The sequence below is a fragment of the Bifidobacterium sp. LH_730 genome (assembly GCF_056355835.1).
Genome location: NZ_JBKETB010000006.1, coordinates 88303 through 103160, shown reverse-complemented (window position 1 = coordinate 103160; position 14858 = coordinate 88303). Strand labels below are relative to the sequence as shown.

At 64.0% G+C, this 14858-nt stretch carries 9 protein-coding genes and 1 tRNA gene; 8 read left to right on the top strand and 2 right to left on the bottom strand.

Annotated elements, in window-relative coordinates:
- Window positions 1–63 precede the first annotated feature (63 nt).
- The gene (locus AC1AUD_RS08695) at window positions 64–2949 is read right to left on the bottom strand and encodes a beta-glucosidase (protein WP_476573951.1); all 2886 of its coding nucleotides are present in this window, start codon (window positions 2947–2949) and stop codon (window positions 64–66) included.
- Between the two features lie 336 nt (window positions 2950–3285).
- Between AC1AUD_RS08695 and AC1AUD_RS08690 the strand changes: the two genes are divergently transcribed.
- The 3 genes from AC1AUD_RS08690 to AC1AUD_RS08680 all read left to right on the top strand — a co-directional run bounded on the left by AC1AUD_RS08690 (window position 3286) and on the right by AC1AUD_RS08680 (window position 6868).
- Entirely contained in the window at window positions 3286–4656 is a 1371-nt protein-coding gene (locus tag AC1AUD_RS08690; protein ID WP_476573950.1) for an ATP-binding protein, read from the top strand.
- Between the two features lie 146 nt (window positions 4657–4802).
- Window positions 4803–5519, top strand: coding sequence for a LytR/AlgR family response regulator transcription factor (locus AC1AUD_RS08685; RefSeq protein ID WP_476573949.1), 717 nt, complete (start codon window positions 4803–4805; stop codon window positions 5517–5519).
- Window positions 5516–6868, top strand: coding sequence for a GHKL domain-containing protein (locus AC1AUD_RS08680; RefSeq protein WP_476573948.1), 1353 nt, complete (start codon window positions 5516–5518; stop codon window positions 6866–6868). The genes AC1AUD_RS08685 and AC1AUD_RS08680 overlap by 4 nt, the downstream gene beginning before the upstream one ends.
- Window positions 6869–7277: 409 nt before the next feature.
- On the opposite strand, the gene AC1AUD_RS08675 is transcribed toward AC1AUD_RS08680, so the two are convergent.
- Complete coding sequence (locus tag AC1AUD_RS08675) at window positions 7278–8255, bottom strand: CTP synthase (protein WP_476573947.1); 978 nt, start codon at window positions 8253–8255, stop codon at window positions 7278–7280.
- A 551-nt stretch (window positions 8256–8806) separates the two neighbouring features.
- Between AC1AUD_RS08675 and AC1AUD_RS08670 the strand changes: the two genes are divergently transcribed.
- The 5 genes from AC1AUD_RS08670 to rsmA all read left to right on the top strand — a co-directional run bounded on the left by AC1AUD_RS08670 (window position 8807) and on the right by rsmA (window position 14857).
- The gene (locus tag AC1AUD_RS08670; protein ID WP_476573946.1) at window positions 8807–10807 is read left to right on the top strand and encodes a serine/threonine-protein kinase; all 2001 of its coding nucleotides are present in this window, start codon (window positions 8807–8809) and stop codon (window positions 10805–10807) included.
- Between the two features lie 137 nt (window positions 10808–10944).
- Entirely contained in the window at window positions 10945–11895 is a 951-nt protein-coding gene (locus tag AC1AUD_RS08665; RefSeq protein WP_476573945.1) for a DsbA family protein, read from the top strand.
- A 124-nt stretch (window positions 11896–12019) separates the two neighbouring features.
- Window positions 12020–12093: transfer RNA gene (locus AC1AUD_RS08660), tRNA-Thr, on the top strand.
- Window positions 12094–12461: 368 nt separating this feature from the next.
- Window positions 12462–13937, top strand: coding sequence for an aggregation-promoting factor C-terminal-like domain-containing protein (locus tag AC1AUD_RS08655; RefSeq protein WP_476573944.1), 1476 nt, complete (start codon window positions 12462–12464; stop codon window positions 13935–13937).
- Window positions 13938–13966: 29 nt separating this feature from the next.
- Window positions 13967–14857 (top strand): 16S rRNA (adenine(1518)-N(6)/adenine(1519)-N(6))-dimethyltransferase RsmA, encoded by an 891-nt coding sequence (rsmA, locus tag AC1AUD_RS08650; protein ID WP_476573943.1) that lies wholly within the window; start codon window positions 13967–13969, stop codon window positions 14855–14857.
- Window position 14858 lies beyond the last annotated feature (1 nt).

Here is a 14858-nt window from a genome sequence, read left to right as displayed (position 1 = left end):
GCCCGTATACGGCGAAACCCGCCCGGATGGGGCGGGTTTCGGGAGCCGTTGCCAGCGGAGCGATCACGCTTCGATGGTGACCTTGGCCTCCTTCTTGCGCTTGGTGAACTTGACGATCGCCAAGGCGCTCAGGCCGAGGAAGACGATGGCGGTGACGCCCCACACCACGTAGGTGATGGTCTTCCAGATCGGGGTGGCGACCTCGGGCTCGCCATTCTCATACATATAGCTGTTCACAGCGGTGTAGAGGATGTTGTGCGCCGACGTGCGCATCGCCTTGAGCGAGGTGGCCGACTTGTCGGTGACATGGTTGGTGGTCGTGGTGGTGGCCAACATCATGTCGGTGCCGCCGCGGATGGCGCGATCGGCGCTCATATAACCATACTTTCCGAAGTAATCGGTGAGCACCATGCCCCTGAAGCCCCACTCGCCGCGCAGGATCGTGTTGAGTGTGCGGGAATCGGAGCCAGCCCACTCAGTGCCGATGTAGTTGAAGGAGCTCATGACGGCCGTGGCACCGCCTTCCTTCACCGCCATTTCGAAGGGCTTCAGGTAGGTCTCGCGGATCGACTGCTCATTGGCCCAAGTGTTGAGCATGCTCATGCGGTTGGTTTCCTGATCATTGAGCGCGAAATGCTTGATGAAGGCATAGACACCGTTCTCCTGCGCGCCAGCGGTCTGGCTGGCAGCCATCACGCCGGAGAGCAGCGAGTCCTCAGAGAAATACTCGAAGGTACGGCCCGCGAAAGGATTGCGATGGATGTTCATGGCCGGGGCATACCAACCGGAGACATGCATGTCATGCGCCATCTGCGCGATCATCTCGCCGAACTGCTTGGCCAGGTCCTTGTTCCACGTGCAGGCGAAGGCCGTGGAGGCCGGGAAACCGATGGAACCGACACCGGTGAAGTTGTTGTTCAGCGAAGCCGGGCCATCGGCGTCGACCATTTGGATCTTGCCGATGGGGGAAATCGCCTGCGAGCCATAGCCGCCGTTGGCGATGAGATTGTCCATCTCGTCGAAGGTGAGCTGGTCGAGCAGGTCGTCCCACTTCGGGTCGTCGTAGTCGAGGCCATAGAGCTCGGCCAGACGTACACCGTTCTTGGCGCCGGTGGTCGGCATTTCGTCGGACTCGTCGTTGGTCTCGGCCGGATCGTAGTTCGAGTTGTTGCGGAACTGCGCCTTGCGCTCCTCGGAAAGGGTGAAGTTCGTCGGCGCGGCGGTCGCCTCGTCGTAGTTGGCGAACTTGTCGGCGCGGGACAGATAGGTCACGTCGCCGTCGTCCTCGAACACATTAGTGGCCACGGTCTGGTCGCCGTTGTGCGTGTTGTCCTCGGAATCGTAGGTGATGGTCTCAGGAACGTTGACGTCCTGCTCGGCGATCGAGTTGTGCGAATCCTTCTGGATCGACACCTCGTAGTCGCCGGCTTCGAGCACCCACGCCTTGGCATCCTCGGAATCATAGGAGGCCATGTCATCGTCCTCGAACTCGATCCTGACGGTCTGCGAGGCACCAGGTTCGAGCACGTCGGTCTTCTCGAAGGCCACGAGATTGGCGGAGGCCTTCTCAATGCCACCATTGGTGTAAGGCGGGTTGACATACGTCTCGACGACATCCTTGCCGGCCACATCACCGGTGTTGGTCACCGTCACATCGAACGAGATCTTGCCGTCCTCATAGCTCACATCGCCCATCTTCTGCTCGAAGGTGGTGTAGCTCAGACCATGGCCGAACGGATACAAGACGACATCGTCATAGTCGATCAATCCTTCGTCGGCTGCCGTCTCGTAGAACTTGTAGCCCACATAGATGCCTTCGACGTAATTGACGAATGCCGGGGTGGTGTCTCCGTTCTCGGAATTGGTGGTGCCGAATTCCTCCATATTGTCGTATTTGAAACTACCGGAATTGTTGGCGGAGGGAACGGACTTGAGGTCACGGACAAAGGTGTCGGAGGTCTTGCCCGAGGGATTGATCTCACCGGCGAGAACGGCGCCAAGCGCGGAGAAGCCAGTCTGGCCGGCGGGCGGACACCACAGCACGGATTTGATCTGCGGATAGTTTTCGAGGAAGTCGAACTGGAAGGTGTTCGCACCGTTGTAGACCAAGGTGACCTTGGAGAAATTCTTCGTCACCAGATCGAGCATGTCGCGTTCGGTGCGGGACAGTTCGAGGAAGGACTCACTCTGCTCGAAATCCTTGTAATCCTTGGAGTTATCGGTGTAACGGATGCCCTTGGCACGCATGTCGCGCGGCAGGTCGGCGCCCTCGCCGCCGACACGGGTGAGAACCACCACAGCCTCGTCCGAGAAATCCTTGGCCTGGTCGATCAGATCGCCGTACTGGTCGGCCGGCACCTCGGGCAGGGTCCAATCCTGGGTGCCCTTGTTCATGCCCACGACCGGACGATCGGCGCGATAGTCGGTATAGAGCTTGCTCAGGTCGGCGTTGGCCTCCAAACCAGCGGACTTGAGGCCGTCCAGCAGCGAAACGGTGTCGTATTGGTCGGACATGGAGCCGGAACCTGTGCCTCCATAGACCGGATTGGTGGAGCCCCAGCCGAACACGTTGACCTTCTTGTCGGCCAGCGGCAGGTTGGCGTCGTCGTTCTTGAGCATCGTGATGGCCTCGGATTGCACTTCCTCGGCAAGCTCATTCGCCGCCGCCACCGTGCCGTCGGACAACATGTATTTGGTGGCGGTCGCGTTATTGAGCAGTGTGGACAGCGGGCCGAACAGCATCATCGACACGGCCACGACCGCGGCCACCAGAGCCACGAGCCAGGACTCGGAGTGGATGAGCTTGCGAGCGGCAACGTCCTTCACCGTCTTCTTGTTCACTCCGATGGTCACGCCGAGCGCCAGCACCAGCACGACGACAACGGCAATCAGCTGCGGAGCGATCGACTGGATGACGGAGATGACGTCACTCCAATTGATACCTAGCATGTGATCTCCTCCTTGTTCTTACTTCCGGCGACGAAGGAGCCAGCCGCACCGCCGTGGTGCCCGATGACACTCCCTCATGTCGTTGACACCATTGCACCAAACAAAACCGCCCCGCGTCGAGCCCGCCCCACATCCTGTCATTCGACGCGCATAATCTGTCAGTGGACCGGCGCGAACTGCATATAGAGCTCTTCTCCTAAGTCACAAGCGCCATTATCATAACTTCTCAAAAATTTTGAGAAGTTTTCTATGTAACTTCTCAAAAATTTTGAGAAGTAAGTATCATGGATATCGCCGCAGACACCGCCGATACCGCCAATAGGGAAAGGACACGCAATGGTTCCGGACAATCCACGGGATTCCTACTCCATGCTGGTTCGCGAGGCCATGATGTTCGACATGCCCACGCCGTCACGCCGGGACGAGGCGATTCGCGAACTGCCCGAGCCAGCGGTATTCAACACCGTGCACATCATCACCGGCGTGCGCCGATGCGGCAAGACTTTCTACTTATTCCAAAAAATTCATGACCTATTGAATGCGGGAGTGCCGCGTAACCGTATCCTATATTTCAATTTTTCCGACGATCGACTGCAACCTATGCCTTCGACTGTGTTGGACGACATCGTCAACGAATACTGGCGCCAGGTGCCCGAGGCACGCGAACAAGGCGCTTACCTATTCCTCGACGAAGTGCAGGAATGCGAGCACTGGCAAGGTTTCTGCCAACGCATCGCCGAACATGAGAAGGTGACGCTGGTCATCACCGGCTCATCGTCGCGTCTGTCCAGCGAGGAAATCGCCACTTCATTCCGGGGACGTTCCCATCCGCACGCCATGATGCCGCTTTCTTTCCGTGAATTCTGCGCGTTCCGTTCGATTGCACTGCCCGATCGCCATGATGCATCCCCCGCCTTCTCTCCACAGGAGATCACCCGATTCGAGCATGCATACGGGCAATACCTCACCGTTGGCGGCTTCCCCGCAGTGCAACGCATCGGAGAACCCGACCGCATCGAAATGCTCCAAGGCTATCTGCGCGATGTGGTCGCCCGCGATGTCGCGGAACGACTGGGGCGCGAAAACATCACGCTTGCCACGCAAACCGCCCTCTACTTGCTGCGCAACACCGCATGCGAACTTTCCGTGAACGGGCTGGTCGAAGCGCTGAAAGCCGTTGGCTGGAAAGTGTACTGGGACAAGATCAACACGCTGCTGGACCTGTTCAAACAGGCGTTCCTTGTCTATCAGCTCAACGAATACCGCACCGCTCTCAAACCCGACAGCACCAGCGTTCCCAAGCTGTATGCAGTCGACCAAGGCATGGCCCACGCCGTTTCCCGTGCCAACCAGCAGGATCTCGGCAAACGTCTGGAAACCGCCGTATTCGGTGAGCTGCTGCGTCGAACCAGTGGCCAAAGGACTCAGGCCATCACCTCCTACACCATGCCGACCGGCAAGCACGAGAAAGTCGACTTCCTCGTCGGCGACGCCTTGGCCACCGAACCCTATGGGCTCATCCAAGTCAGCGCGGATATGACGAAACCCACCACTCGGAAACGCGAGGTCAACTCGCTCACCGCGGTGATGCAGCACACAAAACTCGCCCAAGGCACCATCATCACCATGCGCGAGGAAGAGCGCCTCGCCCTGGACGCAGGGGACATCGCCGTGATACCAGCGTGGAAATGGGCGCTCACCCAGTAGCCTTCGCATGACGACCGCAAAACGCCACCCACGTTTATCCGCGCCGAATCTGATCCCCTGTCATTCGACGCGCATAATCTGTCAATGAACCGGCGCGACCTGCACGACCGACCGGTTTATCCTTGGGCAGTGAGGAAAGGAATCCCATGCGTGCGATACGGATCGGCGTGGTCGAGGACGACCCCGCGCAATGCCAGCGGGTGCTGGATTATCTCAACCGGTATCAGTCCGAAAGCGGCGAGAACTTCGTCGTGTCGGTGTTCGACGACGGCGCGCGGCTGGTCGAGCGCTATCAGCCGGTGTATGACATCCTGCTCATGGATATCCAGATGAAGGAGCTCGACGGCATCGACGCGGCGCGCGCGATCCGCGAGCGCGACGGTGATGTGGTCATCGTCTTCATCACCTCGGCCCCGCAGTATGCGATCAACGGATACGAGGTCGGCGCGCTGTCCTATCTGCTCAAGCCCGTTCCCTGGTTCGCCTTCCAGCAGGAGCTCAAGCGTTCGATCGCGCAGGTGCGCCGCCGCGCCGACGATGCGATGCTGGTCGAGGCCGGCGGCTCGTCGATGCGGCTTTCCCTCGCCGATGTGCTGTATTTCGAATCGATCCGCCACACCATCATCATCCACACGCTTTCCGGCAAACTGTCGATCACGTCAAGCCTCAAAAAGATGGAGGAGCAGCTTGCCGAGCGCCCGTTCTTCCGTTCCAATTCCTGCTATCTGGTCAATCTCGACCACGTTTCGGGTGTGGAGGATCAGGACTGCGTGATGTCGAATGGCGAACGCCTGCGCATCTCACGGCCGCGTAAAAAGGACTTCATGACGGCGCTTACCGAGCACTTGGGCGGCTCCCGATGAATGCCGGCATCACCAACGCGCTGCCGGATATTCCGCGCTTGTATACGGCGATCAGCGAATGGCTGGCCTGCGTGGTGTATCTGAGCGTAATCCCGCTGCGCGTGCCGTTGTGGCGCACGCTGGCGGTGGGCGGCGCAGGGTTGGCCGTGATGGTGGGCGTGCAGTATGCCGCCGGCGCGATGCCCATCGGTCTGTGGATGCTTGGCATGGTGTTGGCCGTGGCGGCGATGTGGGCGATCATCCTGCTGGCCTCGGGGTCGGGCAAGCGCGAGGCCAGCTATCTGACGGCCCGCGCCTTCGTATTGGCGGAATTGGTGGCCTCGCTGCACTGGCAGTTGGTCACCTTCGTGGCCCCACGTTCCGCCGGCGCGCAACTGACCCTGTTGAGTGCGGGCATGCTGGCCGTCACCTACGCATTGTGCTTCGCAGTGGCCTGGCTGACGGAACGCCGCAATTTCAGCCGCACCGAACCGATGCAACTGGCGTGGCGCGACGCGGTGACCACGGTGGCGATCACCGTCGTCACCTTCGCGATGAGCAATCTGAGTTTCATATCGACGAACACGCCGTTCTCGGGCACGCTGGGGCAGGAGGTCTTCTATATCCGCACGCTGGTGGATCTGTGCGGTTTCGCGATGCTTTACGCCCAGCAGGAGCAGATCCGCTCCACGCGCGCCGCGATGGAACTCGCCTCGATCAACGCTCAGGTCGACGCCCGGCATGCCGAATACCTGCGCTCCAAGGAGAACCTTGAGGCGATGGGACGGCTCACCCACGATCTGAAGCATCAGATCGCCGCGCTTCGGGCCGAGCTCGATCCGGCGCAGGCCTCGGCATCCTTCGAACGGCTCGAGGCGTCGGTGGCGAAGGCGGAGGCCCAGCAGCACACCGGCAACCCGGTGCTCGACGTGGTGCTGACCACGAAACTGCGTGCCTGCGCCGACCGCAGGATCACACTCACCTGCGTGGCGGACGGCAAGCTGCTCGAGGGCATGGAGCCGATGGATATCGCCTCGCTGTTCGGCAATGCGCTCGACAACGCCATCGAGGCGACCGGGCGGCTGGCCGACCCTGAGCAGCGTCTTATCCGGCTGGCGCTGTTCCGGCAGGGCGGGTTCGCGGTGGCGCGCGTCGAGAACTATTTCGACTCCAACCTCCGGCATGATGCCGACGGCGCGCTGGCCACCACCAAACGCAACCACGAGCGCCACGGCTTCGGCGTCAAGTCGATCCGCCATATCGCGCGCTCCTACGGCGGCGAACTCACCATCGACGCCGCCGACCACTGGTTCGACCTCCGCGTCCTGCTGCCCCTCCCTTTGTCCCCAACACACGACCGCGACGTCTGACCGGCACCCGACTATCGCCGTCCGTCGGCTGTCCCCAACGCCACGCGCTCTTCATTCCGTTCGCTTGGCCGTCCATACTCTCCCTTTTCTCGTGCTAAGGGCGGTATAGGTACGAGAAAAGGGAGAAAAGAAGCCGTATTTTTCTCGCTTTTCTCATAACAATGTGCGGCAAGCACGAGAAAAGGGAGAATACGGGAACAAACCGCGGAAAAGCGAACCGGACGCCCCCGTGGATCCGTGCCGGCAGCCCGCCGCTGGAACCATCCGATATCGACGACGACCAATCAGGAAAACGAAAGCCGACGACCGCCGGAACATAGGCGACGGTAACGGACGGAGGGCGCGCAATGGATGGCCTGCGGGCGGCGGGCGGCCAAACGACGCCGGCGGCGCGGAAAGCCGATCCACGTCAGCCGACGCGTTCGTGGAGCGGGATGCGGGCGACCTCCGGCACGCCGGCGCGGTCCAACTTGGCCAACAGCGCGCCCACCGACGCGACCTCGTCGTAGGTCGTGCGGATGACCTCGGCCACGCCCGCCCGCCGCAGCAGCTCCTCCCGCTCACGTTCCGCCCGCACCACCTGCTGGATGCCGCGACGGTTCGTCATGGACGGATCGACGTATTTGCGCGCGCCGTCGTATTCCAGCACGATCACGCGCCCGTCGCGCGCATGCCATACGAAATCGACGCGGCATGCGTTGCTTCGGTCGGCGGGGTCGACGAAGACGCGCTGCAGTTCGGGAACGGCGAATCCATGCTCGACGATGGTGGCGCGGCACAACGATTCGCCGCCGTTCTCACTGCGCGCATCGGCATAGTGCAGCAGACGGAAGACGGGCCCGCAATCGGCGCGCACGCCGTCGCATACCGCCAGCACCGCCTCCTCGTCGGCCAATCCGTTGCGGAAGGCCGAGTCGAACATCCCCAGCACCAGCCGGAATGGATATCGCAGCGCGCAGTCGACCAATGTGCGCGCCGGCATGGTGGTGCGCACCGTCACCACATCGCCTCCCGCGCGGAACGTTGCCATATGGACGTCGGAGCCGGCGACGAATACGCGACGCAAACGAGCATGCCCCTTCGCCGGCGTCGACCGGGAGACGATGGTGACGTCATCGTCCCCGAGCAGCGCCCAGGTGTAGTCCAGCCCGAGCACGGCCGCGGCGGTGAGGCCGGCGAACACCCACGACGGATGCTTTCGCGACAATGCCTGCGCAAGGTGGCGCATGCGTTCCGGCGGGGTCAGACGCTCCCAATAGGCAGGGTCGGCATACAGGGCGCGATACGGACACACAAGCCTGCCGACCTTCGCCTGATATCGAAGCCGCGCACGCTCCGCGTTCGTCGTTCCGAATATGCACGGCTGCCATTCCGTCGTCCCCATCATCAACGCCCCCTTTCGCCACAGCATAGGCGTTTCGTCCGGCGACGGTGCCGATGGCCGCTGGAACGCATCGTTTCGCGCGTCAAATGATGGTGGCGGCGGTTTCCGCGCCAACGGCGTCATTTCATGCCGGATACTCGGCGCGCGCTCCGTCCCATTTTCCGTTCCATACCAACGGAAAAGGAAGACTCCACCGCATACCAAGGCCCGGCGGCGACGTAGAATCAGCTCCCTCCATCAAAGGGAACCCCTGGTATCGCGGTTTTCTCCCTTTTCTCGTGCTAAGGGCGGCATAGGTACGAGAAAAGGGAGAAAAGAAGCCGTATTCTTCTCGCTTTTCTCATAACAATGTGCGGCAAGCACGAGAAAAGGGAGAATGGGAAGGCGGACGGGGCGGAGGGCGGCTTGGGGCAAGAACAGCCGGGGAAGGACCGAAGACGGACGAGCGGAACGAACCGGGAGGCGCAACGGACGAGGGCTTGGAACCGCTTGGCATCGAGCATCGTCACGCCGTCGCAGGATGCGGAACAGCCAGCGGGCTTAGACTGGTGGATATGAGCGAGCTGGGTGCGTTGGATCTTCAGGCCGGGCAGGTCGTGGGCGGCTATACCTTGGTGTCCCGGCTGGGGGCCGGGGCGATGGGATCGGTGTGGCGCGTGCGCGACGACGGCGGGCAGGAATATGCGATGAAGATCCTGCGCGATTCGTTGAACGACGCCGAACCGACCCGGGATCAGATGACGGCGCGCGAACGTCTGCGCCGCGAGGCGATGGCGCTGAGGAAGGTGAGCCACCCCGGCGTGTGCGGCATCGTCGACATGGAGCTCGACGACGCGCTGGCCTTCATCGTCACCGAATTGATCGAAGGCCGCAACCTCAAGGACGATGTGGCCCAGAACGGCCGCTATGCCGGCGTCGATCTGGAGCGCCTCGCGAACAAACTCGTCGCCGCGGTCAAAGCCGTGCACGCGGCCGGCATCGTCCACCGCGACATCAAGCCGACGAATGTGATGGTCTCCGCCTCGGGACCGGTGCTCGTCGATTTCGGCATCGCGATGGGCGAGGGCGAAAGCCATGTGACCCGCACGGGCCTGGTCATGGGCACGCCCGGATTCATCGCCCCCGAGATCATCGAAGGAGCCGAATCCGACGAGGCGACCGACTGGTGGTCGGTGGCGTCGGTGCTGGCCTTCGCGGGCACGGGGCAGCCGGTGTTCGGTACCAAGCCGATGATGGCCGTGCTGGAGCGCGAGGCCTCGGGCAATGCGAATCTCGCCGGCCTGCCTCCGCGCACGATGGCCGCGTTCCGCGCCGCGCTCGATCCGGATCGCACGCGCCGTTGCACGCCGGATGCGCTGGTGCAGGCAATCGCCGACGACGCGCTCAACCCCTTCGCACAGGACGAGGGCGAGGTGGTGCGCCCTTTTGATCCGTTCAGCCCGCGCACGCTGTGGGCGAAAACAGTTCGATCGGCGCACTCGACGATCGGATTGAACCAATACGAGGCGGTTGCGCGAGACGCCACTCAGGGTGACGCTGGACCGACGGCAGAGGGAACGACGGCCGTCCTCAACTTGGTGACGGTACCGGCGGCAACGGCCGATTCCGATTCCGCGACGGTAAGGATGAATACCAGCCCAGCGACAATGCCGTTGGCAGAGGCGACGGTGCCGCTGGAGGAAACCACGGAACCGCTGGTCCGCCCGACGACGCCGCTGCCGGCGGCCGCGGGATATGCCGATGCGCGACCGCCGCTGCGGCGCATCGTCGAGAACGCGGGCGGATACGCCGCGCAGACCGATGCCCCGATTCCCGCGGGGGCATATGGATCCCCGGCGCAGGCCGCCGCACCGTCCGTCATGCCGAAGGCATACGCGCCGTCGTCCGACGCCCCGACGGAGGCCGGCATGCCCGTCCCGATAACGGCCCCGGCCACGGAATCGGCCACGGCACCTTGGTCGGCGGTGGAGGATGCGGCCGCACCGCCGATCGACCCCACCTATCTCAAACGTCAGCGATATCACGACCGCGCGCTGCTACCCCTTCTGCTCCTCGCTCTGCCGGTGGCGACGGCCGCCGCAATCGACCCGCTGGCCGGGGCGGCGGCGACGCTCGTGTTGCTCTGGATATTGCTGACCATCGGCTTCAATGTCGGCGCGCAGCTGGATCGCGAAAGCAGACGCGGCGGCGCCGGCTCATGGAGCGATGGCTGGCTGCGCGCGGCATCGCTGCCCTGGCACCTGGTCAAGGGACTGGCCGCGGCCCTGCCGCGCACGCTGCTCGCGGCGCTGCTCTGGATGGCCGGGATGACGGCCGCCACGCTCGCCCTCGACCTGCCGACCTCGATGATCCAACCGGTCGCCGGCTGGCCCATCGAGCTGCCGGTATTGGTCGACGGTCCCCTCTCTCCGACCGGACTGGCCATGGCGGGACTCGGAGCGGTCGCCTGGATCATCGGCGCGCTCTGGCCGCGCTCCGCGGCGCTGCGCATCGGCGCGGGCGCGCTGCGGGGCCGCCCACGGACGACGGAACCGGACCCGGCGGACCCCTCATAACCCCCGCCCACACCCACAGGTAGTGTGAATAGCATCTCAATGCGTTCCTCCGAGCGCATATCGACAACGCAGACAGCGGACGTTCCACGGTCGCTGTGCTATATTTCCCCGCGGAACCCACCTTGGAAAGGAATACGATGGCACCAGCCGACAAGAAAGCGGACAAGCGCAGATCCCGCGCCGATCGGCGCGCGGCCGAGGAAGCCGCGGCGAAGGCGGCGGCCGAGAAGGCCGCGAAGGAACGCAGGCAGCAGACCACCATCGGCATCATCGTCGTCATCATCGTCGCGGCGCTGCTCATCGGCGCCGGCACCGTGCTCTACCGCTCGTGGGCCGCCAAGCATGTCAGCACCGAAGAGGTCAGCGCGGCATACAGCCAGCTCGAGAACGTCAAGGACAAGCCCACGCGCGCCGACGATCAGGGCGGCATCCTCTTCTCCAAGGACGGATACGGCAAGAAGATCGCCAAGGCCCCGACCGTCGAGCTCTACATGGACCCGCTGTGCCCCGGCTGCGGCGGCGTGAACCGCTCCCTCGACCCGACGCTGACGAAGCTGGTCGAGGCCGGCCAGCTCAACCTGGACCTGCACTTCATGTCGTTCATGGACGTCTCCTCCACTGACGACTATTCGACGCGTGCGGCGGGCGCCGCCGTCTACATCGCCGAGCATGACGACGATCCCGCGCACCTCATGGCCTATCTGCAGAACATCTACGCCGAGGACTTCCAGCCGGGCGAGGCCAGCGCCTACGAACCGACCGGCGACGACAAGCTCAGGGAGCAGGCCATCAAGGCCGGAGTGAGCAAGGACGTGGCCGACAAAGCCTTCGACGGCACCTATCACGACTGGCTCGCGGCCATCAACAACTACACGCCGAAGAAGAAGGAGCTGTGGAACGCGCAGGGCGGCTTCAGCACGCCGACGATCCGCATCAACGGCAAATACTGGTCCGTCAGCGACGCAAGCGTCGCCGGACTCGACCTGCCCACCGCCCTCCTCAAGGCCATTGGCCTGGACGAGAACCAGGTCGGCACCTCCACGATGCCGTCGATCGGCGCGAAGGGCGAGCCCCAGTCGCTGACCTGATGGCGGCCGAAGCCATCGGCGCCCGACTGCCGGCCGGCACGGGCGCCCGCCCCATCCGAATTGCACATTCGCTTGGGACTGGTATGATGATGGCGTTCGCCGGGGCACGCCCCGCGCAACGCACGCCTCTTTAGCTCAGATGGCCAGAGCGGCCGCCTTGTAAGCGGCAGGTCGTCGGTTCGATCCCGACAAGAGGCTCGAGCGCGGCAAACAGCGTTATAGTAGATATATACGCACACGCTGCGTAGGATTCTTACCTTGGGTAAGTAGTCCGGAAGCCTTCCCCCCAACTAAGGGCTTTCGGATCCGGGCCGGAGCGTCCCCCAACCTGCTCCCGCCCGTGCATAGGGGGCCGGGACATCCCCTTCTCCCCGGCCCCCTTTTTCTTTGCCTCCCCCTCCGCGCGAGAGGGAGGAACCGTGTGGGTATCGCGGGCGGAGACGCCTGGGTGGGCATGGGCGGTTAGAATGCAAGCCGGTATGTCGTGGGCCGCGAGCGAGACCGGGATATCCGTGCGCACGGACGGTTTTATGCGGGCGGCAAAGACAAATACGGAAGGAAGGCCGATGGCCAGGCGATGGACTCCGCAGAGATTCGTGACGCTGCGCCGTATCCGCGTGGCCGCGTGCGTCGCCGCCGTGACGCTGGGTTCGGTGGGCGTCTTCGGCGTCACCGCGCGCAAAACCGTGGCGCTGACCGTCAACGGAGAGACGCGCACGGTGAGCACCTATGCGATGAGCGTGGACCGACTGCTTCAGGAACAGGGCGTGACCGTGCGCTCGCATGACCTCGTGCAATCGACCGGGCCGACGAAGAACCTCGTCGACCATGACGTGGTGACCGTGCGCTCGGCCTATCAGACGACGATCACCATCGACGGCGAAAGCGTGCCGTTCTGGACCGTGGCCACCAGCGCGGACCAGCTCATCGGCTTCTTCGAGGAGAACGAGCACCAAGCCTCGCGCATCACCGTCGACATCGACAATGTCTACAGCCAGCTGACAGGCGGCATCGTCATCAACCGCAAGGGGCCGGTGACCGTGATCGCCGACGGCAAAAGCTCGGTGGCGCCCGATGGCAAGCTGCCGGCCGCCTCGATCCTCGATTCCAAGGGCATCACGCTGGGCAAGGAGGACCGCGTCAGCGTCGAGCAAGACGGCGGCAAGACGGTGCTGCGCGTGCGCCGCGTCACGCACCGCGAGGACACGCGCACGGTGGCCATCCCCTTCTCCACGCGCACCGTCATCGACGCGAGCCTGGCGGCCGGTCAGACGGTTATCCGCCAGCAGGGCGTCAACGGAGAGAAAACGCAGGTCTATGACGTCACGTTGGTCGACGGCGAGGCGGAGAGCGAGAAACTGGTGTCGGAGAAGACGACGAAGGCCGCGCTTGACCAGATCATCGCCGTGGGCGCCGCGCAGATGTCGAATCCGAGCGACGCCACGCACGGCAAGGCCGACGCCGGCACCAATACGACGAAGCCGGCCAAGCCGTCGACGCCCTCCCAATCCGGCGGGAACGCGGATGCCGGCGATAACGGCGGCAACGGCGCGGCGGGCGACACCGGCTCTGGCGGCTCCGGCAATTCCGGCGACGCCGGCGCCACGACCCCGCCCGACACCGGCGGCTCGTCGAACACCAACCCCGGGGACACATCCAATGACAATCCCGGCAACGACACCGGCACCAACGGCTCGACCGGCGGCAACAGCTCCGCCTGCCGCCTGTGCCGTCCCTCCGTCGCGCAGGCCCAGGCCTACGCGGCGGGCGCCGCGGCGCAATACGGCTGGACCGGCAACGACTGGGATTGCCTGGTCAAGCTGTGGACCCGCGAATCCAGCTGGCTGTGGTACGCCGAGAATCCCTCCTCCGGCGCCTACGGCATCCCCCAATCCCTGCCGGCCGAAAAGATGGCGGCCTTCGGCGCGAACTACCGCGAGGACGCCGCCGCCCAGATCGACTGGGGCCTGAGCTACATCGCGGGCCGATACGGCAGTCCATCCCAGGCCTGGGCCCATTCCGAATCCGTCGGCTGGTACTGATCCATGCCGCAAGCCGAACCGAAGGCGATATGAACGACACTTCCACCACTTCCGACACCGGCCACCTGCTTGGCGCGGCCGATATCCGCCGCATCGCCGCCGAGGCCGGCATCAGTCCGACGAAGAAATTCGGGCAGAATTTCGTCATCGACCCCGGCACGGTGCGCCGCATCGTGCGCGAGGCGGGCGTCACGCCGGATATGCCCGTCATGGAGGTCGGCCCCGGATTGGGATCGCTGACGTTGGCGATTCTGGAGACCGGCGCCACCGTCACGGCCGTCGAAATCGATCCGCCGCTGGCCGAGCGTCTGCCTGCCACCATCGCCGAGGCCATGCCCGAGGCGGCGGGGCGGCTCACCGTCATCAACCGCGACGCGCTGGCCGTGACGCCGTCCGACGTGCCGGCGCTGGCCGGCGCGCAGACGTTCACGCTGGTGGCGAATCTGCCCTACAACGTGGCCACGCCGATTGTGCTGACGCTGCTGGAGCGCTTCGACAACCTCGGCTCCTTCCTCGTGATGGTGCAGAAGGAGGTCGCCGACCGTCTGGCGGCGGGCCCCGGCACCAAGATCTACGGCACACCGAGCGTGAAGCTCGCCTGGTATGGCCGTGCCGAACGCGCGGGCGTGATCGGACGCAACGTCTTCTGGCCGGCCCCGAACGTCGATTCGGCGCTGGTGCGCTTCGAGCGTTTCGCCCCCGATTCGCCCGAAGCCCACGATCCCGCGCTGCGGGACGAGACATTCCGGTTGGTGGACGCGGCCTTCGGTCAGCGGCGCAAGACGCTGCACGCGGCGTTGAGGCATCTGGTGCCCGACGCGGCCTTCGAGGCGGCCGGCATCGAGCCGACCCGGCGCGGCGAGACCCTGACCATCGACGAGTTCGCGGCCCTTGCGGCCGCCGTGCGGAAGGCGGGCTGAG

Bases quoted from the DNA above. Each gene is read 5' to 3' on its own strand.
- AC1AUD_RS08695 (WP_476573951.1), bottom strand. From the start codon at position 2,949: ATGCTAGGTATCAATTGGAGTGACGTCATCTCCGTCATCCAGTCGATC.
- AC1AUD_RS08690 (WP_476573950.1), top strand. From the start codon at position 3,286: ATGGTTCCGGACAATCCACGGGATTCCTACTCCATGCTGGTTCGCGAG.
- AC1AUD_RS08685 (WP_476573949.1), top strand. From the start codon at position 4,803: ATGCGTGCGATACGGATCGGCGTGGTCGAGGACGACCCCGCGCAATGC.
- AC1AUD_RS08680 (WP_476573948.1), top strand. From the start codon at position 5,516: ATGAATGCCGGCATCACCAACGCGCTGCCGGATATTCCGCGCTTGTAT.
- AC1AUD_RS08675 (WP_476573947.1), bottom strand. From the start codon at position 8,255: ATGATGGGGACGACGGAATGGCAGCCGTGCATATTCGGAACGACGAAC.
- AC1AUD_RS08670 (WP_476573946.1), top strand. From the start codon at position 8,807: ATGAGCGAGCTGGGTGCGTTGGATCTTCAGGCCGGGCAGGTCGTGGGC.
- AC1AUD_RS08665 (WP_476573945.1), top strand. From the start codon at position 10,945: ATGGCACCAGCCGACAAGAAAGCGGACAAGCGCAGATCCCGCGCCGAT.
- AC1AUD_RS08655 (WP_476573944.1), top strand. From the start codon at position 12,462: ATGGCCAGGCGATGGACTCCGCAGAGATTCGTGACGCTGCGCCGTATC.
- rsmA (WP_476573943.1), top strand. From the start codon at position 13,967: ATGAACGACACTTCCACCACTTCCGACACCGGCCACCTGCTTGGCGCG.